The 20,372-nt window shown below is 35.8% G+C and carries 21 protein-coding genes; 10 read left to right on the forward strand and 11 right to left on the reverse strand.

Annotated elements, in window-relative coordinates; genetic code table 11:
- Window positions 1-49 precede the first annotated feature (49 nt).
- A complete protein-coding gene (locus tag LS65_RS01795) occupies window positions 50-1,723 on the reverse strand; it encodes a methyl-accepting chemotaxis protein (protein ID WP_138129737.1) in 1,674 nt (557 codons plus the stop codon).
- A gap of 164 nt (window positions 1,724-1,887) precedes the next feature.
- On the opposite strand from LS65_RS01795, the gene ccoS reads away from it, so the two are divergent.
- The gene (ccoS, locus tag LS65_RS01800) at window positions 1,888-3,075 is read left to right on the forward strand and encodes a cbb3-type cytochrome oxidase assembly protein CcoS (RefSeq protein ID WP_084707958.1); all 1,188 of its coding nucleotides are present in this window, start codon (window positions 1,888-1,890) and stop codon (window positions 3,073-3,075) included.
- On the opposite strand, the gene LS65_RS01805 is transcribed toward ccoS, so the two are convergent.
- The 3 genes from LS65_RS01805 to LS65_RS01815 form a co-directional block, all read right to left on the reverse strand.
- The gene (locus LS65_RS01805) at window positions 3,072-3,647 is read right to left on the reverse strand and encodes a hypothetical protein (RefSeq protein WP_034362963.1); all 576 of its coding nucleotides are present in this window, start codon (window positions 3,645-3,647) and stop codon (window positions 3,072-3,074) included. The genes ccoS and LS65_RS01805 overlap by 4 nt on opposite strands.
- Before the next feature lie 96 nt (window positions 3,648-3,743).
- Window positions 3,744-4,484, reverse strand: a complete 741-nt coding sequence (locus LS65_RS01810; protein ID WP_034362962.1) for a hypothetical protein — start codon at window positions 4,482-4,484, stop codon at window positions 3,744-3,746.
- A gap of 481 nt (window positions 4,485-4,965) precedes the next feature.
- Window positions 4,966-5,589 (reverse strand): Crp/Fnr family transcriptional regulator, encoded by a 624-nt coding sequence (locus tag LS65_RS01815; RefSeq protein WP_052061140.1) that lies wholly within the window; start codon window positions 5,587-5,589, stop codon window positions 4,966-4,968.
- Between the two features lie 98 nt (window positions 5,590-5,687).
- Between LS65_RS01815 and LS65_RS01820 the strand changes: the two genes are divergently transcribed.
- On the forward strand, window positions 5,688-5,891 hold the full coding sequence (locus tag LS65_RS01820) for a YgaP family membrane protein (protein ID WP_034362958.1): 204 nt from the start codon (window positions 5,688-5,690) through the stop codon (window positions 5,889-5,891).
- A gap of 76 nt (window positions 5,892-5,967) precedes the next feature.
- On the opposite strand, the gene fliY is transcribed toward LS65_RS01820, so the two are convergent.
- The 6 genes from fliY to flhF are packed head-to-tail and all read right to left on the reverse strand — an operon-like array spanning window position 5,968 to window position 11,328.
- Window positions 5,968-6,804: a flagellar motor switch protein FliY gene (gene fliY, locus LS65_RS01825; RefSeq protein ID WP_034362956.1), complete on the reverse strand. Its 837-nt coding sequence runs from the start codon at window positions 6,802-6,804 to the stop codon at window positions 5,968-5,970.
- Window positions 6,801-7,865, reverse strand: coding sequence for a flagellar motor switch protein FliM (gene fliM, locus LS65_RS01830; protein WP_034362954.1), 1,065 nt, complete (start codon window positions 7,863-7,865; stop codon window positions 6,801-6,803). The genes fliY and fliM overlap by 4 nt, the downstream gene beginning before the upstream one ends.
- Complete coding sequence (locus LS65_RS01835) at window positions 7,858-8,565, reverse strand: RNA polymerase sigma factor FliA (RefSeq protein WP_034362952.1); 708 nt, start codon at window positions 8,563-8,565, stop codon at window positions 7,858-7,860. Before LS65_RS01835 ends, fliM begins: the two co-directional genes overlap by 8 nt.
- 9 nt (window positions 8,566-8,574) lie before the next feature.
- Complete coding sequence (locus tag LS65_RS01840) at window positions 8,575-8,922, reverse strand: membrane protein (protein WP_034362950.1); 348 nt, start codon at window positions 8,920-8,922, stop codon at window positions 8,575-8,577.
- An 18-nt stretch (window positions 8,923-8,940) separates the two neighbouring features.
- Window positions 8,941-9,810: a MinD/ParA family protein gene (locus LS65_RS01845; RefSeq protein ID WP_201274309.1), complete on the reverse strand. Its 870-nt coding sequence runs from the start codon at window positions 9,808-9,810 to the stop codon at window positions 8,941-8,943.
- A gap of 30 nt (window positions 9,811-9,840) precedes the next feature.
- Window positions 9,841-11,328, reverse strand: coding sequence for a flagellar biosynthesis GTPase FlhF (flhF, locus tag LS65_RS01850; RefSeq protein WP_034362947.1), 1,488 nt, complete (start codon window positions 11,326-11,328; stop codon window positions 9,841-9,843).
- 383 nt (window positions 11,329-11,711) lie between these two features.
- Here flhF and rpsB point away from each other — a divergent pair, with 383 nt between their 5' ends.
- From rpsB to LS65_RS01890, 8 genes are all read left to right on the forward strand, one after another.
- Window positions 11,712-12,512 carry a 30S ribosomal protein S2 gene (gene rpsB / locus LS65_RS01855; protein WP_034362945.1) on the forward strand — a complete coding sequence of 267 codons (801 nt, stop codon included), beginning with the start codon at window positions 11,712-11,714 and terminating at the stop codon, window positions 12,510-12,512.
- A 1-nt stretch (window position 12,513) separates the two neighbouring features.
- Entirely contained in the window at window positions 12,514-13,581 is a 1,068-nt protein-coding gene (gene tsf, locus LS65_RS01860; RefSeq protein WP_034362944.1) for a translation elongation factor Ts, read from the forward strand.
- A gap of 5 nt (window positions 13,582-13,586) precedes the next feature.
- Window positions 13,587-14,114, forward strand: coding sequence for a hypothetical protein (locus LS65_RS01865; protein WP_138129738.1), 528 nt, complete (start codon window positions 13,587-13,589; stop codon window positions 14,112-14,114).
- Between the two features lie 148 nt (window positions 14,115-14,262).
- On the forward strand, window positions 14,263-14,904 hold the full coding sequence (locus LS65_RS01870; protein WP_201274310.1) for an ABC transporter ATP-binding protein: 642 nt from the start codon (window positions 14,263-14,265) through the stop codon (window positions 14,902-14,904).
- 89 nt (window positions 14,905-14,993) lie between these two features.
- Complete coding sequence (locus tag LS65_RS01875; protein WP_034362941.1) at window positions 14,994-15,566, forward strand: DedA family protein; 573 nt, start codon at window positions 14,994-14,996, stop codon at window positions 15,564-15,566.
- Between the two features lie 60 nt (window positions 15,567-15,626).
- Window positions 15,627-17,039 (forward strand): MBOAT family O-acyltransferase, encoded by a 1,413-nt coding sequence (locus LS65_RS01880; RefSeq protein WP_034362940.1) that lies wholly within the window; start codon window positions 15,627-15,629, stop codon window positions 17,037-17,039.
- Window positions 17,039-18,301: an SGNH/GDSL hydrolase family protein gene (locus tag LS65_RS01885; RefSeq protein WP_034362939.1), complete on the forward strand. Its 1,263-nt coding sequence runs from the start codon at window positions 17,039-17,041 to the stop codon at window positions 18,299-18,301. The genes LS65_RS01880 and LS65_RS01885 overlap by 1 nt, the downstream gene beginning before the upstream one ends.
- Window positions 18,302-18,321: 20 nt before the next feature.
- On the forward strand, window positions 18,322-19,542 hold the full coding sequence (locus LS65_RS01890) for a GDSL-type esterase/lipase family protein (RefSeq protein ID WP_034362938.1): 1,221 nt from the start codon (window positions 18,322-18,324) through the stop codon (window positions 19,540-19,542).
- A gap of 7 nt (window positions 19,543-19,549) precedes the next feature.
- Here LS65_RS01890 and flgG read toward each other — a convergent pair whose 3' ends face one another.
- A complete protein-coding gene (gene flgG / locus LS65_RS01895; RefSeq protein WP_034362937.1) occupies window positions 19,550-20,338 on the reverse strand; it encodes a flagellar basal-body rod protein FlgG in 789 nt (262 codons plus the stop codon).
- Window positions 20,339-20,372: the final 34 nt, after the last annotated feature.

Here is a 20,372-nt window from a genome sequence, read left to right on the forward strand (position 1 = left end):
TAAAATTTATGAGAATCCACAGCTAGATTCTCATAAATTGGGGACTTTCTTATATTTTAAAGTATGCCATATAGTTTTTGAGCGAATCAGAGATATGTTGAAGTTCATCAATTGTATGAGCTGCATTTTCTAAGGCAGTGCGTGTTTCTTGTGAAAGAGTTACAATATCTTGCATATCTTGTGAAATACTTTCCATCGTATCCTCCTGCTTACTTGAAGAAGAAGCTACCACTTTGGCTTTTTGGAGAGAATCTTGGGCTTGAGATTGAATCTCTTCGAGTGTTTGCACAGAATCTAAAATGAGTTTTTGTCCTTTATCAATTTGTGGCACAATAGCCTCTATTGAGCTAACAGAAGAGCCTATATTTTCTTGAATAAGCGTAATCATATTTGCAATTTCTGTCGTTGTAGAAGCAGTTCTCTCTGCAAGTTTTCGGACTTCATCTGCAACAACAGCAAATCCTCTTCCGTGTTCTCCTGCTCTTGCTGCTTCAATAGCTGCATTAAGAGCAAGTAAGTTTGTTTGGTCAGCAATTTCTGCAATCAACTCGGCACTTCCGCCAATCTCCACAGATTGTTGCTGTAAGCTACGAATCTTATCTGCTGAAGAGCTAATCATTTCTGTAATTTTGCCAATTTCGTGAGCTGTGATATTAATAATTTCTACACCTTTTGTAGAAACTTCCACACTCTTTATAGAATTTTCTTCTGTTTGTTTAGCAATATTTGACACCTCAATGACAGATTGATTCATTTGTCCTATCTTATCTGTTATGTCACTTGAACTTTTCATTTGTGTATGGGCAGCATCTTGAGCCTTGTGTGAAGTATTCGCCACTTGCATAGCAGCATCACTAATTTTATTTGAAGAGTGTATGATAAACTCCACAATTTCTTTAAGTTTATGCTGCATCATTGCAATAGAAGCCAACATTGAATCCTCGCCTTTATATCCCACAGAGTCAGTGAGATTACCATTTGCAATTTTTGTTACAATATTTGAAGCAGTGTAAGGCTCACCACCAAGTAATTTACGCAATGTGCGGACAATAATAACTGCAATAATAATACCAAAAACAATGCTAAATCCTAAAAGAACAAAAAGCTCGATTCTAAACTGATCCACTCTAGTCCTTAGGTTTAAAGTAAGCTCTGTATTCTCGTTTTCTTGATAATCAATAAATTGGTTAATTTCTTTTAACCATTGTGTAAAATAAGGAGAAAGTGTTTTGAGTAGCGTAAGGGCTTTTTGAGAATCTCCTGCAAGTTTGGCTTGTGTAATTTGCACAATCAAAGGAATACTTTTAGCCTGTGTTTCTTCAATAGCGTGCAATATCCCTAGCTCTTCTTGGCTAAGCAAATTTGTTTTAACAAAAGTTTCCCTCATATTGTCTTCTGCTTCTTTGTAAAATTGCTCCAATGTATTAATCTGCTCCAAAAGGTCTTGTAATCCCTTTTTGTCTTCATTATCAATCAACACTACATCACGAATGGCAATAGCCCTATCATGCACACTACCGCGAAAATTAATCGCGTAACGTTGAGCAAGAGCATTTATATCGTTAATACGATGAAGAGATTCACTAATGCTACCTACACGAGTAAGACTCATAAAAACAATAATACACGAAGACAAAATTAAAATACCAAAACCAATGCCTAGCATAAGCCCCACACCGATTTTTTTCTTTGGTTTAACTATATGTTGTGTTTGATTTGACATATTTATGTCCTCTCCTTTATTAATATTGAGATAAAAATAAGATTGTAACCCTTTTTTGGCAAATATTTATTTAACGCAAATCTTTGTTTAATTTTGCTTAGCAAAATGTGTTAAAATTGCTAGATCCCATATACTTTATGTTAAATATTTTATAGAGGCATTTTATGAACACTGAAATGATCGCTATTATGCTCGGGGTATCTTTGATACTTGGATTGTTTGGATTACTTGCCTTTATATGGGGCTTAAAAAATGGACAATTTGATGATGCAAATAAAATGATGCAGGGTGTGCTTTTTGATTCTGTGGAAGATTTGAATCTTGCAGCAAAAACTAACAAAAAACATACCCCACTTATTGCAAAAAATAAAGGAGACAATATGGATAAAATCTATGATGTAGGTGTAATTGGTTGTGGTCCTGCTGGCATTAGCGCAGCAGTGGAATCTTTAGCAGAGCATTTAAATGTGGTTGTGCTTGAAAAAGGTGAGACTCATAATATGAGTATTCGCAAGTTTTACAAAGAAGGCAAACGCGTGGATAAGGACTACAAAGGGCAAGTTGTGCAATTGGAAGGAAAGATTGACTTTAAAGATGGCGATAGAGAAAGCACATTAGCACTTTTTGATGAGATTCTCTCTCCTGTTGAAGTAACTTATCAAAGCGATGTGGAATCTGTTGTGCCTTGCAAAGAGAGTGAAGGCTTTGTGATTACTACAACAGATAATCGTAGCTATAAGGCGCGTTTTGTCGTTATCTGTATAGGGAAAATGGGACAACCCAATAAACCAAGCTATGCTTTGCCACCAACAATTCGTAAATATATTAATTTCAATGCCAATGATGCGCAAAAAAATGAAAAGATTCTCGTTGTAGGTGGAGGAAACTCTGCTGTGGAATATGCGTATGATTTAGCTCAAAGTGCTGAAAATGGAGGGAGCGTAACACTTAATTATCGCCGAAGTGAGTTTTCACGCATTAATGATACAAATGCAGCTGCACTTAAAGATGTGATTGCAAATGGCTCACTTCACACAAAGCTTGGTATTGATATTACAGAGCTAAGCGATGATAACGGAAAGGTAGGAGTGCATTTTAGCGATGGGAGTAAAGATGTATTTGATAGGGTGATTTATGCTATTGGTGGTGCTTCACCTATTGATTTTTTGAAAAAATGCTCTATTGCCACAGATGAAAAGGGTGTGCCGCTTTGCTCTTCCTTGTGGGAAAGCAGTGTGAAAAATATCTTTGTAGCGGGGGATATTGCGCTTAAAAATGGTGGTTCAATCGCTGCTGCTATCAAATATGGGTATGATATTGTTAAAGAGATTGCAAAAAGAGCAAAGAATTAAATATTATCAATTATAAATACACCCACAATTACACAGCCAATTAACCATACAAAAGGCAAAAGAAGTAAATAGAGCAAAAATAAAGCAGGGAGTTTGCTTTCAAATCGCTGCATAAAGACGCTTAAGGCTGCTAATAGTGTAAAAAGGAGTGGCGGCACAAAACTCCAAGTCATCAACAAACCTGCTTGATAAGGAGAGTGCAGATCCTCATTATTTGATGCGATAATTTCAAGTATTTCTTGTAATTTAAAATGTTCTATTCCAAAAATTCCTTGATAAAAGAGCACACCAAGAAGGCATATACCGCCAAAAGTGATATAGAACGTAAGCAACCCAACTTTAAAATAGTCTTTTTTAAAGAGGTAAAAAGCAAAACCCGCTCCTGTAAATACATTAATAAAAGTATATGAAAGAAAAGGTGTTTTCACCTGAACAAAAACAAGATACACAAACACAATGATAGCCGATACATATTTGCATATTTTTTGCATTGTGCTTAAGCTTACACTAGAATATAAACCAATTTTCTTTAAAGATTCAATTTCTCTCCTCTGCATATCTTTAAGATTCATAGCCACCCCCAAAGAACAAATTTCTGCATTCTAATACATTTGTTTGTAAAAATTTCGTTTTTTTTTTGTTAAAAAGTAAAGCGTATGTTACAAAAATTAATTATCAACACTCCATCTTGTATCATAAGGCGGCTTGCAAGGCTTAGCACTTTCATAAACCCTAAGCACATCTTGTAATAAATTTTTAGGAAAATCAGGCAATGATATGTCATTTTTCAAGCTAAAAACAAGTTTGGATTGTGATTCTTCATACCTCAAATCAATAAAAAGGACAGCTCTTGCCTGTGATATATCTTGATTATCAAAAATCAACCGCACAATAATCCTTTCTTGTGAATTTAAAAAACCCGCGATACCATATACATCAAAAATCGCTTCATTCTTTGGAGATTTTTTTGGCACAATGCGTGTAAGATAATATGTCTCTTCGGCATATAAGGTGCGCCTTAGACACCATAGAAAGTATTCAATCTGGCTTAGGCATATTTGGGAATTATTTTCATTAGCTTCTTTGTTATCATTGGCTAGTCTAAAATCTCTATCCCAAAATGCTATATTATCAAATAGCCTCAAGCTCTTATCTTCGCTTAAATTGAAATCTTTAGGATAAACAATCTTATTGCCTTCGTAATTCACATAATCAATTTTTGCTAAATCTAGGGGCAAAGATGTGAGTTTATTATGATTAATTTTGAGGTAAAGAGGTCTAGGAGATGTGGGAAGTTTACCCTTTCCGGGATTAATATCCCATTCAATCATATAAAGAGGGCTTTTTCTTTGGTTAAATAAACAAGAGGGTAAAGTAGAAATTTTATTATGCGAGAGTTCTAAATCCATTAGATTCCTTGCTTCACAAATATTTTGAGGAATCTCTGTAATCTCATTATGCGCTACATCTAAATCTTGAAAATATTTTAAAGAAAAAATATGAGGATTTAAAGCTTTAAGATTGGCTTTTGTATGCGTAGTCCTTTAAGATTTTCTAAAAGCCTAATAGCATCGGGGAGACTATCTATTGGGCATTCTTCGTCAAATACCAATCTTTCTATACCTTGAAGTTTCTTTAAAATCGCCTTATCATCTAAATCACTCTCTAAAAACAATCCACAATAAGCGAGTTTACCTTCTTTCCAACTTTTGTTTTCATCGTATGCTTTATTAGAGATTGAAAAAAAATATCTTTAGGATAGAGGGCATTTTGCTTTTGCCATTGTTTAATCTCTTGGATTTGACTTTTTATAGAAGATCCATAACTATTTACACCTACAAACACCCAAATATTACAAAAATTCCTAGCAATTTCATTTTCTCCCTCCTATTAAGAACACAAAATAATTTTTTTATATGCACATTTGATTTCACCGCGTTTTTCCATTTCTTTGAGAATTCGTGAGACGACTTCACGCGAACTCCCTAGATGATTAGCAATTTCTTCGTGGCTTATGAGAATCTCCCCATTATGCGCATTTTTATACAAAAACTCACGGATTCTTTCAACAAGCGGCTTAAATAATGCTTGCTCAAGTGTGGATATGGTTTGGCTTAGTCGCTTAGAAATAAGCGTGAGTGTGAAATTTGAAAGCGCAGGATAAGTATCTTTAAGCCTAGAAAATAACTGATGAGGCACAATAAGCACTTCTGTGTTTTGACTGCTTTCAAGTAAAATATCATAATGTATAGAACGCAACGCACAATGCGAGCAAAGAAGACAATAATCATTCTCCTTCAGAGTAAAAAGTGTAATTTCTTTGGTATTCTCACTCATAATATAAGCGCGTAAAGCCCCTGAAAACACATAAATAAAGCCCAAGCAATTCTCATTTTGATTAATAAGTGTATTTGGCGCAAAACTTTTAAAATATGCTTGTTGGACTATGCTTTCAATATCTTGCTGTGCTAAGCCTAGCGGGGCAAAAATAACTTTAAGCGGCTCTTTGCTCACTTACCCTCCTTGCATTAATAATCAAAATGTGATTTTATCACAGACATTCTTATTTTTGTATTCTATACTTCATCATTACTTTTCAAAAAGGAGTTTATATGAAAATGACAGAACGAATAATCCGAATCGTGATTGCTTTTGCTATTTTTGGCATTGGATTTTATTTTGAATCTTTATGGGGACTTTTAGGGCTTATACCTTTGCTTACAGGTGTATTTGGTGTCTGCCCTTTGAGAGTATGGACAAACAAACAAGCTTGTCCGCTTAAAAACTGCTCTATCTTTAAAAAAGAAAAAGAATAAATTTGATAAGGCTTATTTTTGATAAGCCTACTCTCTCACTTACTTTTATATTAGTGTGTGCTTGAACTTAGTTAAACTATCCTCTCAACTGTTCTAGCCTGTCTCGTTTTGTGCCGATATCTGTGATTTGAATCCCAAAGTTTCCATCAACGATAACAACTTCACCTTTAGCAATGACTTTATCATCTACAAGAATCTCAAGCGGGTCATTTGCAAGCTGATTAAGCTCTATCACGCTCCCAATATCCATTGCGATAACATCTTTAAGAAGCATTCTTTTTTGTCCGATACGCACCTTAACATTCAAGCGCACATCTAAAATCATATTAATATTTTTAAATTCTGTGGGTGAGAGTGCTGGATTTGCTTGGGCAGGGGCAGTTTCTGGGCTTGAAGTTTGTGTTTGAACACCTTGTTCAAACAATGCCGTAAAACTTGCATTGGCTAGAATTGTAAAAGTTGTCTGAATAGAATCAAGTGAGAAATTAAACACATAGGCTTTATTAAAACGCGATAAATCCACATCTTGTGTGATAAATTCAATATTTGTGCAACTAAAATTAAGTTTTGGCAATTCTTTTTGTGCATTGAGTGAGGTGGAAATAGCACCAAAAATATTAGAAGCAATTTCTTTTACCGCATCTAAATCATCATCACTCATCTCATTTTTAGCTTCACCATCGCCACCTAACATCATATCTGCGAGAGCTGTTCCCATTGCCACAGGGATAATCATCGCAAGCTCACCATTTCCATCACCGCTTGCAGCAATATAGCTGATAGAATAAGGTGCAGGGAGATTTTCAAGACTTATATCACCATCACTTGTATGTGTTACACTGGGTGTCTTTCCCATTAATCCTTCAAGTGTAGCAATAGTCTCTGCGATAATTAAATCTATAAAGGCTTTCATTCTCCCTCCTCACTAATATCAGCAATTTTATTTTTTCGCTGCGATTCAAGCATTTCAAGGACTTCTTTAACTTGATCTTTTTCAGTTTTGATTACCTCTTTAATTTGTAATGTTTTGCGGTAACGTTGCAAACCAATTGTCGCTAGGAATTTTTCACGCCCATCAACAGCAACAATTATAGTATCATCAGCCACCGTATCAAGCCGCATAATATCACCCACTCGCAAATCTAAAATTTCTTTAAGCGTAAGTGTAGTATCCCCCAAATAACCATTAACAACAACATTTGCTCCAGCTACAAGTGCTTGGAGCTCTTTGTTACGGCTTTTTTTAGAACTTGTATCGCTCAACATCAAATCACGACTTGCCAAACGTGAGAGCACACTCTCAAGTGAGATAACAGGATAACAAATACTCATCATACCACTACTATGCCCGATGATAATCTCCATTACCACCATAATAACAATTTCATTTTGTGCCACAATTTGCACAACATTGGGGCTAGATTCTTTAGCATCAACACTTGGAAAAATCTCTGTAATAGAACTCCACGCTTCTTTAAGATTCTGCATAATCTGTCGTAAAAGCGTGTCAAGAAGATTCACTTCAATATCACTAAATTCTCTTGAGCTTTCATAAGGATCGCCTTTTCCACCCAAAAGTCTATCAATCATTGGAAAGGCAATGCTTGGATTAATCTCTAAAATTGCTGCACCCTCTAAGGGTTTCATTGAGAAAATATTAAAGCTCGTAGGAGAGGGCAAACTCATCAAAAATTCACCATAAGTCATTTGATCGACACTATGAAGCTGAATCTCCACAATACTTCGCATAACAGCTGATACTTGTGAAGATAAACTTCTTGCCATTTTATCGTGAATTGATTTAAAAGCACGGAGTTGCTCTTTACTCACACGATTTGGACGCTTAAAGTCATAAAGCGTAACTTGTTTTTGGTGGATTAAATCCTGCTCATCAACACTTGAGGTATCGCCATCATCATCATCGACAACCTCTAAGAGGGCGTCAATCTCTTCTTGACTTAATATATCAGCCATTTATATCTCCTAGTCCTTGTCGAATTTTTTTAATCACTTCCTTTGAAATCTGCGAAATGCGAGATTCTGTAATATCTAAAATCTCGCTAATTTCTTTTAAACTAAGCTCCTCAAAGTAGTAGAGCTGAATCACCATTTGTTCCCTTTTGCTTAGCTTTTTAAGGATAGTATGGATAATCTCCATAAGCTCCTCTTTTTGCACATCTTCTACGACATTTTCGGCACAAATGGCATTATATTGCTCATCAATTGGCACAAGAGCATATATATCAGAGGCTACACGTGCTTCTTTTATTTTTACAATGTCTTCATTAAGAACTTTTGCAAGATATTCATCAGTTGGCTCTTCTTGATGCTCATTGAAGTATTTCGACACTTCATAATCAATGCTTTTTACAAGCTTACGATTAGCACGAGAAAGCACATCAAGACTACGCAAATAATCAAGCATCGCACCATTCACGCGTGTCTTAGCAAAACCCCAAAAGGAATCATTAAGGCTACTATCATATCTACGAGCAAGCTTTATAAGTTCCTCTGTGCCAATGGATACAAGATCTGCCATTTCAATTGAGCTTGGCAAACGCTCTTTTAACCGAAATGCCATAGCTTTCACTGCTGGGAGATACTGCAAAGCAAGCTCATCTTGCGCATATTTAAGTGTTTGATTATATCCCTTGCTTTGATTAATACTCTTCACACTCTCCCCCTAGCTTGCATTTTGATTATTTTGATGTGTTTGTATTTCTTCATCATCAGATTCTATACTCCTAATGAAGTTACGAATCTTAGTTGATTCTTTCTCGCGCTTATCAAATTCAAGACGATAATATTCTAAAATATTTTCAAGTTTGTTTTTCTTCAATTTTGAACGTTCAAAATCTAAAAACCAAAAATATAGCGATACACTTACCGCTACGATGAGATACACACCCATTGTCGTAATAATCGTCCATAGCACCATAATTTCTGGTTCATCAAACTTGCTAATAGAAAAAGCAAGTCCAATAAAAAAGCCTGCCACAATGCTAAAACTCATATAATTATCTGGTTTCATATCTTGCCTTCCTACACCCTATAAATAGCCAAACACTCGCCTAAAGAAATCGGCAAAATGCTGCTTTTGAGGTGAGATAAGCATATTTTGTTCCAAATGAGCGAGAATATTTTTAGCAATAGTTTCAATCTGCCCACTTACCGCACTTAAGGGTTCTGCTTTTACAACAATCTCACGCGCGCGCACAGCTTTTGCTATAACTTGGCTCTGCTCAATAAAACCAAGTGAATGTAAATGCAATGAAGGGATATTTTTATGTGCTAAACCCACAATGCGCTCAAAAACAAGTTGTGCTTCTTTGGCATTTTTTACCATATTAAGAATCATAAAAATATCATTACGAATCTTGCTATTAAGCTTAATGGTAGCATACGCATCAGTAAGGGCTGAAGGATCGGGCATAGTTACCACCACCACCATATCACTTGCATTTAAAAAATCTTGTGTAACACCACCAATCCCTGCTCCTGTATCGATAATGATATAATCTATATCATTTAAAATATCACTCTCATCAAGGAATCGTTCAAATACTCCACTATTGGCATATTTTAGAATCTCCTCACCATTATCACCTGGTATAAGATATAGACCTTCTTCAATAGGATAAATAATTTCTTGAAAGCTTGCTTCTCCTCGTAAAGCGTGAAGAATATTTTTTTGCGACCTAATACCAAAAATTAAATCAAGATTAGCTAGTCCAATATCCGCGTCAAAAACAGCTACTCTTTTTTTGTATTTCCATAAACAATAGGCAAGATTTGCGCTTATATTAGACTTCCCCACGCCTCCTTTACCCGAAGTGATAGCAATAAACTTTGTCGCGCTAAAATTACGTTTATCTTGACTTTGGATCAGAGATTGAAGCTCGTGGGCTTGATTTTGTATCATTTTATGCCTCTTTAAACACTTATACAACTACTTTGTTTCTGGTGGTCTAAATCCATCAAGTAAGCAATCTACCAAATAATCATTTCCTGCTAATACCAAATCATTAGGCACTCCCTGCCCAATAGAAAGGTAAGAAATAGGCTTTTTTGTCTCATACACGAGTGAAAATAGATTCCCAAAATAACGGCTTTCATCAAGTTTGCTAAAAATTAAAGTATCAATGTCAAGTTCGCTAAAAGCATTATATGTATCACGCAAATCTTCATACTTAGTATTTACCGATAACACAAGGCTTATATCGATTTTATAATCACTATTAAGATAACTTTTGAGTGTTTGGAGTTTTTTACGATCGTGTTGTGAATGTCCTGCTGTATCAACAAGAATATAATCACAATGCTTAAGAGAATCTATTGATTTATCAAATTCTTCTGGCTCTACCACTGTGTCAATACTTAGCTTCATCATACGCGCATATGCCATAAGCTGATCTACTGCTGCCAAACGATAGGTGTCAAGAGTAATCACACCTACACGATAGCGTGCATTCATCATCAAAGAATAACGCGCAGCAAGTTTTGCTAAGGTTGTGGTTTTGCCTACTCCCGTAGGTCCTACAAGCATTAAGACTTTTTTTGTATTGTGCTGGAGATTCTCACCTCGACAATAAATCATTTTACGCAGCACCTCACGAAAATAACGTTTAATTGTTGTAGAATTTGAACGCATTTTTAAAGGCATAAGCTCTAAAGAAAGCTGCATAATCGTATCAAGATGTTCTTTTTTCATACCGCTAGCTTTAGCAATTCTATAAATTTCTGCAAACTCTTGGGGAATATTTAAGCCATCATTTTTTGGTCCCTTTTCTTCCCATAGCATATTTTGAATGATTTTCATTCTATCATTAAGCTCATCAAGCTCATTTTTAATATTTTTTAATTCAATCTTCTCATTAATATTTTGCGCAATACGCGTTTGTTGCAAACTTTGAATCCGCTCATTCACGCGTTCATCAATATTATCATTCATATTTGTATTGACCTTTAACATTTGTGCGTTGTTAGTTGGAGATGGGGCAATAGGATAAGAACGAGGGGCAGGAGATTGAATCTTAGGGTTTTCAGGCATATTGCTCGGCACATTGGCAATTTGTGAGATTTGTTTGACCGCATCAGAGAGTTGAAGTGTTACCTCATCGTAAATTTTTGGTTGTTGTGCTTCTTTACGCCTTTTTGCCATTTTTTTCTCTGCAATTTCATCAAGTCTTTTTTGCACACTATTTGGCGCAGATTCTACCGAATCTTGCTTTTGCTCCATATTTTCTACTTGAGAATTTGAGGATTGTGTATCATCATCAACAGCAACAACAATCTCATATAAACCCGATTGCGTAAGTGATTTTTTACGTATTTCTTTATTTTCTACGAGCAAAACATCGCTTCCAAAACTCTCCTGTGCCTTTTTAAGAGCTTGAGCTGGAGTATCACCCATAAAAGTATGAAGTTTTTTTGCCATTCTATCCGCCTCTTTAGAAATTTACAAACTAAAGTTTTATTGTAACTTTTTAGGGCTTAATAAAAAGTTTAATTTATGCTATCTCTTGATGAGAATTTGATACAAAGAGTAATTTTAATAGGTAATTTGCAAAAGATTCCTAGCATTAAAGAAAAACTCATAATTTATAAGCAAAACTTTAGAGAAATAAGGCTAAAATTGCGCCCTTTGTTTGCAACATTTTTTAGATTTACACAGGGATGGAAGTTCTATAAATAACTCTAGAAATATGCTATACAAATTCACACATACCAATCCTTATGCTTTGGTTGCAAACCCTAAATACTATGCTAGGGTTTTGTTAAGGGGTATGGAGGACAAACCACAATTCTAAGGAGACACTTATGGTAACAATGAAAGATTTACTCGAATGCGGTGTGCATTTTGGACACCAAACACGTCGTTGGAATCCAAAAATGCAAAGATTCATTTTTGGTGCAAGAAAAAATATTCATATCATCGACCTACAAAAAACTTTGCGATATTTTCGCTACACATACAATGTTGTTAAAGAAGCGGCAAGTGAGGGCAAAGTTATTATGTTTGTAGGCACAAAAAAACAAGCAAGTGAAACACTTAAACAATATGCGGAATCTGTCAATGCACCTTATGTCAATTATCGATGGCTTGGTGGAATGCTAACAAATTTTAGCACGATTAAAAAATCGGTTCGTAGGCTTGAAGTAATTGAAGAGATGGAGAGTAGTGGGCAAATTGATTTGCTTACAAAAAAAGAAAAGCTAATGCTACAACGTAAAAAAGAAAAACTTGATAAATATCTCGGTGGTGTGCGACATATGAAAAAAGCTCCTGATATGATTTTTGTCATTGATGCAGCAAAAGAAAAAATCGCCGTAGCAGAGGCAAGACGGCTTGGCATTCCAGTAGTTGCACCACTTGATACAAATTGCGACCCAGATATGGTAGATTATCCTATTCCGGGAAACGATGATGCAATTCGCTCGATTCAACTTTTCTGTAAAGAAATCAGTGAGGCAATTTTGGAAGGACGAGCAGAAAATAAAGACGAACAAAATGAACAAGGGGAACAAATTGCTCCTATAACAGACGCAGAAAAACAAGAGGTTCTTGACGAAGTAACTGCTGAAGTTGCTGCACAAATGAAGAATCAAGAGGAGGCATAAAATGGCAGATATTCCGGCACAGCTTGTAAAACAACTTCGAGAAATGACAGATGCAGGTATGATGGATTGCAAAAAGGCTCTTGTAGAAACAGAAGGCAATCTTGAAAAAGCAGTAGAATATCTCCGTGAGAAAGGCTTAAGCAAAGCAGCTAAAAAAGCTGATAGGGTAGCAAGCGAAGGCATTGTGAGCGTAGAAGTAGCGAGTGATTTTAGCAAAGCGAGCATTATTGAGATTAACTCTGAAACAGATTTTGTCGCTAAAAATGATACATTTAAAGACCTTGTGGCACAGACTGCAAAAATCGTGTATGACCATACGCTCTCTAGCACAGAATCTCTTCAAACGATGAGTATTGATGGTGTGAAGTTTGAAGAATATTTGCAACAAAATATTGCAAAAATTGGTGAAAATATTGTAGTGCGCCGCATTGCAAGCATAGAATCAAAGGGCAATGGCATTGTCAATGGTTATGTGCATTCAAATGGACGCGTAGGTGTGCTTATTGCTATGAAATTTAGTAAAGATAGCTCAAAAAATGCATGTGTAGAACTTGCAAAAAATCTCTGTATGCACGCTGCTGCAATGAAACCACAGGTGCTAAGCTACACAGAACTTGATAATGACTTTATCCAAAAAGAAAAAGTTGCTATCATTGCTGAATTGCAAAAAGAAAATGAAGAGTGCAAAAGACTTGGTAAGCCACTGCATAAGATTCCACAATACATCAGCCGCAGCGAACTTAGTGAATCTGTACTTAAAGCACAAGAGCAAAAACTAAGGGAAGAGCTAAAAGCACAGAAAAAACCAGAGGCAATTTGGGATAAAATTTTGCCCGGACAAATGGAGCGATTTATCGCTGATAGCACATTGCTCGACCAAAGAATGACACTTTTAGGGCAATTTTATGTAATGGACGATAAAAAGACAATTGCTCAAGTTTTAGAATCTAAGGGCAAAGAACTCGGCGATGAAATAGAGATTGTCGAGTATATCCGCTTTGAATTAGGCGAGGGCATTGAGAAAAAAGTTGAAGATTTTGCTGCTGAAGTTGCTGCACAGATGCAATAATCTGCATGAGGCGGGTGGCTATCATCGGGCAGATTCTCCTTGTATGCTTCTATACAAGTGCCTATGGAGAATCTACGCCACTTTCGCCCCCAAACATACCTGCATTAGATTCAGAAGATTCGCAAAATAACGACAAAGAATACGAGTATAGCTCTTATGGGCTAGGTGATTTTCTCTTTGATGAGAGATTTTACTATCCTAAGGCTTTTGATAAAAAACTAAACACAACAACATCTGGCGGAGCATTTTCAAAACTAAGCATACTCGTAAATACTTTTGGCACAGAATATGGATTTGTATTCAATGAAGATTCTATGACCTCTCATCATTATTCACAAAAGCATATTGCCTTTGATTTTGGCAAACTCTCCTTTGGTGGTGTTGGTAAAAACTTCCCGCAATTTTTTGGAGCAAAATTTCGCTATGAATATGGCTTTAGTGGGCAAGATTCTCATCGATTTGGTATTGAGGGTTATTGGCATCCTACATTTTTCAATATTCGTGGGTGGCAAATTTTAAGCTTAGAGGTATGACAACAAGTGCGCGTTAAACTATAAATACCTAAGAATATATAGAATCCACAAATACGCACAACAAAACATTACATCAATAAATCAAAGTATGTTTTATATGCTATGGCATAATAATCATTATTTCAAATAAAGGATAACAATGAATCCTCTGCTTTGTGCATATAATCTCTCTCATAGCTTTGAAACTATGCTTTATACACAAGTAAATCTCCAAATATGCGAAGGAGAAAGTATAGCAATCTTAGGCGTAAGTGGAAGTGGCAAATCCACGATTCTTAATAATCTCTCCACACTTCTTCCACCCAAAAGTGGTCGTGTGAGTCTGCTTGATAAAGATGATATTTATTCCTTAAGTAGCAAAGAGCAGCTTTTATTACGCCGATTACACATTGGCATCGTATTTCAAGCGCATTATTTGTTTCGAGGATTTAGCGGTATAGAAAACCTCAAGGTTGCTTCAATACTTTCTGGTGAGCGTATAGACAATGCACTTTTAGAATCTTTTGGTATAGATAAGGTTATTCATCAGCAAATAGGTGAGTTAAGCGGAGGACAACAACAGCGGCTTTCTATTGCGCGTGTGCTCACAAAAAAACCAAAAATCATTTTTGCAGATGAGCCAACAGGAAATCTTGATAAACAAACAGCCTTGCAAGTAATGGAAGTGCTTTTTTCATATATCCGCACACATAATGCTGCACTTATACTTGCCACACACGACCAAGAAATAGCTAATTCTTGTAGCAAAATCTACCGCTTATATGATAATGCTTTACACGAGGTATCTTAAACGATAACTTCAAAAACACATTTGAGATTTATTATTATAATTATGCTAAAATCTTAGGCAAAGCAAAACACTATCCGCAAAGGAAAATGATGCAAGATATTATAGATTCACTTGAACAATGGGGCTATATCCTTTTATTCCTCTATTCTCTAGGTGGTGGATATGTGGGACTCATTACAGCTGGAGTAATGAGCGCACTAGGTAAAATGGATTTATTCATAGCAATTTTTGTTGCAGGTGTAGGCAATATGATTGGAAGCTCTGCCTTAGCGTATCTTGCACGGTATCAAAAAAATGATATTATGGCTTATCTTTCTAGCCATAAACGCAAAATTGCACTCTCTCAAATATGGCTTAAAAAATATGGTTCTTTGCTTATTTTTTTCAGCAAATACCTCTATGGTATTAAGACGATTGTGCCTTTAGCGATTGGATTCAGTCGTTTTGACTTAAAAATATTTTTTATACTCAATGCTATTGCTTGTGCCATTTGGGCAATTATTGTAGGTATATGCGGACATTATGCAAGCAATGGTGTCATTTTATTTCTTGAGAAAATAAATGCACACCCTTACATAATGCCTTTTGCATTTTTGTGTTTTGGTGTGATTTTATATATCATCATCGCACAAGTATCAAAAAAAGCCAAAAAAACTTTGTAGAATCTCTACATTTCATTTTGTGCTATAATACACACTTTTTTACACTGCACAAGGAATGTAATGAGTTTTTTTTCCATTGAGTTTAGCGTAATATTGCTTTTGTTTTTTATTCTTTATTGGTTAGTCCCCTCATCTAAAGCGCAAAATCTCGCTCTCTTAGCTTTTAATTATTTTATTATTTACCTTTTTAGCCCTTATTTTGCGCTGATTGTGTTTATTTATACTTGTTTCGTGTATGTTCTTGCTCTTTTTATTGATAGTGTGCGCTCACATTTTATATTTTTAGCCTGTGTGCTTTTTGCAGTTTTGTTTTTGTGTTTTTTTAAATACTATGCCCATATCAAAGATGAATTTGATACACTCCTTGTGCTTTTAGGGCTTGATTTTCTTGAAATAGATATTATTTTTCCCTTAGGCATTAGCTTTTATACTTTTGCATCTATTACTTATTTGCGTTCTGTATATGAAAACACAAAAGAACTTGTGCAAGACAAATATTATGAAGAGAGTAATCCTGCGCTTGAAGGATTCTTTGCTCTAGCAACTTATCTCTCGTTTTTTGTTACATTTATTGCTGGTCCTATTATGAGAAGTCAATATTTTTTCACACAATATCACGCAAAGCGCACATTTGGCTCAATTGACCTCATCATCGCCCTACTTCTTTTTGGGCTTGTGAAAAAAACAATCATTGCAAACTACTTAGGTAATTACGCCACACCCATTCTTGATGCACCTTTTGAATACCACTCCCTTGAACTCTTGAGTGCTACCTTTGCATATAGTTGGCAATTATATTGTGATTTTAGTGGCTATGTGAATCTTGTATGCGCGTTTGGACTTATGCTAGGATTCACTTTACCACCAAACTTTAATATGCCTTATATGGCGAAGAATCTTAAAGATTTTTGGAATAGGTGGCATATAAGCCTTTCAACATTTATACGCGATTATATCTATATTCCTCTTGGTGGAAATAAAAAAGGATTTTTCTATACGCAACTTTTTGTGCTTATTGCCTTTGGACTTTCTGGATTATGGCACGGCAATACTTGGACATTTCTTCTTTGGGGACTTTTACACGGACTAGGAATTATTTGGCTCAATATACTTAAACTCATAGAGTTTGACTTGCAAGATTTTCCTTTTTTTGGTGCATTTTTTACTTTTCTTTTTGTGAGTTTTTGCTGGATATTTTTTTATTACCACTCGCTTAACGAAGTCAGTAGTTTTTTCATCGCCTTTTACCAAGGATTTGAATCTCCTGTGCCCACATACACTTGGTGGCTTCTAGGTGCATTTTTTATATGCTTTATAAGCTACCCACTTATGCGCAATAGTATAAATCTCACACAAAAAGTTCTAAGCTTTATCCCTTGGTTTATTAAACCTTTTGTTTTGAGCCTCATACTTACCTTGCTTATTGTTATAATGCCTTCTGGCATACCTCACTTTATTTATGCGAGTTTCTAATGCAACAAGCAAAATTTGTATTTATCATATTTTTTACGCTTTTGCAGCTGATTATTATTTTACACAGCTCAATCCTTACCTATGTAGAGCAACAATATCATAACTTTACAGAATCTCCCCACGCATTCACAAGATTTTTCGGCACAATTTATCAAGAGACAATGCTTCAGGATAATGTTCTTTTCCGCTTTACCGATGAAAGTATGGCTTACCTCGAAAATCTTTCACTCTCTCTTACCAATCAAACGCTTGAGATTCTAGGCATAGCCTCTAGTAAAAAATCTTTAGAAAAAGTATCCATAAATACTCACAATATAACGCCCTCACAAGATTCTACACCCTTTGCCCACCATACAGATTCACAAGCTTATGCCAACAAAACCCCTACACAGCAATACCCAACAGACACATTATTTCAAAGTGAGCAAAACAAAGAACAAGAAATCCAAACAATAGATGAAAATACGCATTCTTTCTTTGCTCACAATACAGAAAAAACACATCATCAAGCACTTACCTATCAAGAAGAAAATTCCAACACAAACACCATAGCAGAGCAAAATATTGAAGAAAAGCCTATCGTTGAAAGCTATACACCTGTTCGCACTATCAGGAATCCGCGCATTCACATTGATGAAAACTCATCTGTTTTACTTGTGGGGGATTCTATGATGCAAGGTGTAGCTCCATATATTCTTAAGACTTTCAAAAAAGTGCATTTACACGGCATTAATCTTAGCAAACATAGCACAGGTTTAACTTATAAAAATTATTTTGATTGGGCAAAAGCAATTGAGGAGGTATTTACTACACACGATAATATCGAGCTTGTAGTTGTGCTTTTAGGTGCAAACGACCCTTGGACTATGAAAAAAAATATTGCCTTTAAAAGTGCAAAATGGGAAGAGATTTATCTCCAGCGCATAGAGGAGATTCTAAGTATTGCTCAATCTCACGGCGCACGCGTGGTATGGTATGAAGTTCCTTCGGTGCGAGAAAAATCACTCAATGAGAAAATCATTTATCTTAATAGCCTCTATGAGCGCAAAGTGAGAGAAAATGGGGAACTTTTCTTGCAAAGCAATGGTATTGTAACGCAAGGAGGGCATTATTCTGCCTTTATCAAAAACAAAAAGGGCAAAAGTGTGCAAGTGCGTATTGATGATGGCGTGCATTTTACAGCACTTGGTTATCAGATAATGGCAAACATCTTTCTTAATGCCCTTGAAGTATTGCCAAAACAAGAGACAACACATCAATAAATGGAGATAGAATAAGTGCTATGAGAGTTTTTATTGTATATATCATTTTATGTTTAGGGCTTATCTGTATGCAAGGTATGGATTATCCACTAAAAAATATAGGTATTGCCTTAAGTAGTCCCAAAAATAATACACAGATTCCAATAGAGAGTAAGAAACTTTTAGAATCTACAAGTGGTATCAAAAATTTTCAAGAGCAAACCTCTGCTGCACTTATTGCTAAACTTCACACAAAAGAGAATCTTGTCATTAGAATATTGGGAGATTCTCATATTGCAGGGGATTTTCTCTCACACAGATTGCGGGGCTTATTTTTTCAAAACTACACTTTTGGCTTTGTCTATCCACTCTATCCTAGCTATCACCAACATATCGCGCTCAAATATGAAAGCACAAATTTTACAATTCTCAACTCTCGCCATAGCGAACTTGATGAATATCCACTAGGTGGTGTGGTGGCAAAGCCTACGGCATTACCTGCGTATATCACGCTCACACCTAAAAATAATGGTGAAGCAGCTATAAGCCAAATCATCTTTAAATCCCCAAACAAAGGCAAGGTAATTCTTGTTGAAGATAGCACAAATCAAAAATTTCTCATTAATGCTAAGCGTCCAAATGTATGGCAGATTCTTACACTTAATTTGCAATTTCCAATAACAATTAATGCCCTCAATGAAGAGGTGCTTTTTGGAGGATTCTTTATTACTAAAGAAAAAGATAAACATAATATTATCGAAAATCTTGGCATTAATGGTGCGCGTTCTGATTTGTGGCTTAAATGGAATAAAGAACTAGCTCTGCAACAAATGCGTATTCTCCCAGCAGATTTGTATATTTTATGCTATGGCTCAAATGATGCACTTTTTGATAATTTTGATGAAAAAAACTTTTTAAAAAATTATGGTAATTTAATTGACAACATTAGGGAAGCAAATCCTCAAGCAAGTATCTTGCTCCTCACCCCACCCCCTGTGGTAAAAAAAGTCTCAAATGCTACAAAACGCAAAAAGGCTGTATATAAGATAACTAAAAATGCCAAGCCTACACAACTTGCTATTGCTAAACTTGCTGAAGAAAAACACGCGCTACTCTTTAATATGGAAGATTTTATACAAGAAAGCGGAGGAAAAGCGCAATGGGAGAAAGCAAATCTTGCAAAACCTGATGTGCATTTACTCCCAAATGGCTACAAACTTATTGCGGATAAACTCTATTATGAGTTACAAAAACTTAAGTAGATTCAAACTATCGTTTTAATCCATTCACCGTCTGCAACATAGAATCTGCAGTTTGAATTGTCTTAGAACTTGCCTCATAAGCCCTTTGACCGGTGATAAGGTCTGTCATTTCTTCTACAAGTTTCACATTGCTTAATTCTAAGAATCCTTGTCTCAACTGCCCAAATCCATCAAGTCCAGGCACACCAGCCACAGGATCGCCTGAAGCATTTGTATTAATAAACAAATTATCACCTAAAGAATGAAGCCCTGCAGGATTAATGAAATTGACTATTTCAATCTGCCCTAATACATTAACCTCTGTTTGATTGCCCTCAATTACACTCACCGTGCCATCTGTGCCAATATTAATTTGTGTAGCACCCTCTGGAATTGTAAGCTCTGGGATAAGACGATAACCCTCTGCATTGACAACATTACCATTATTATCTAGCTTAAAACTTCCTGCACGCGTATAGGCGATATTACCATCAGGAAGCTCAATTTGAAAGAATCCATTGCCAGTAATAGCAATGTCAAGATTATTTTCGGTTTCTTTTGGGTGTCCTTGAGAAAACATCTTTTGTATTGCCACAGGACGCACACCAATACCTACTTCAATGCCCGTAGGAGATATAGTCGTTTCACTCGTGCTTGTTCCTGCATATTGCAAAACTTGATAAAACAAATCTGCAAATTCTGCTCTCTGCTTTTTATAGCCTGTGGTATTGACATTAGCAATATTGTTGGAGGTATTGTCAATTTGAAGTTGCTGCCCTAACATACCCGTAGTGGCAGTATAAAGAGCTCTCATCATTCTTTATCCTTTGTAAATAGAATCCGCAATGTGC

The sequence above is a fragment of the Helicobacter japonicus genome (assembly GCF_000762845.2).
Taxonomy (GTDB): Bacteria; Campylobacterota; Campylobacteria; order Campylobacterales; family Helicobacteraceae; genus Helicobacter_C; species Helicobacter_C japonicus.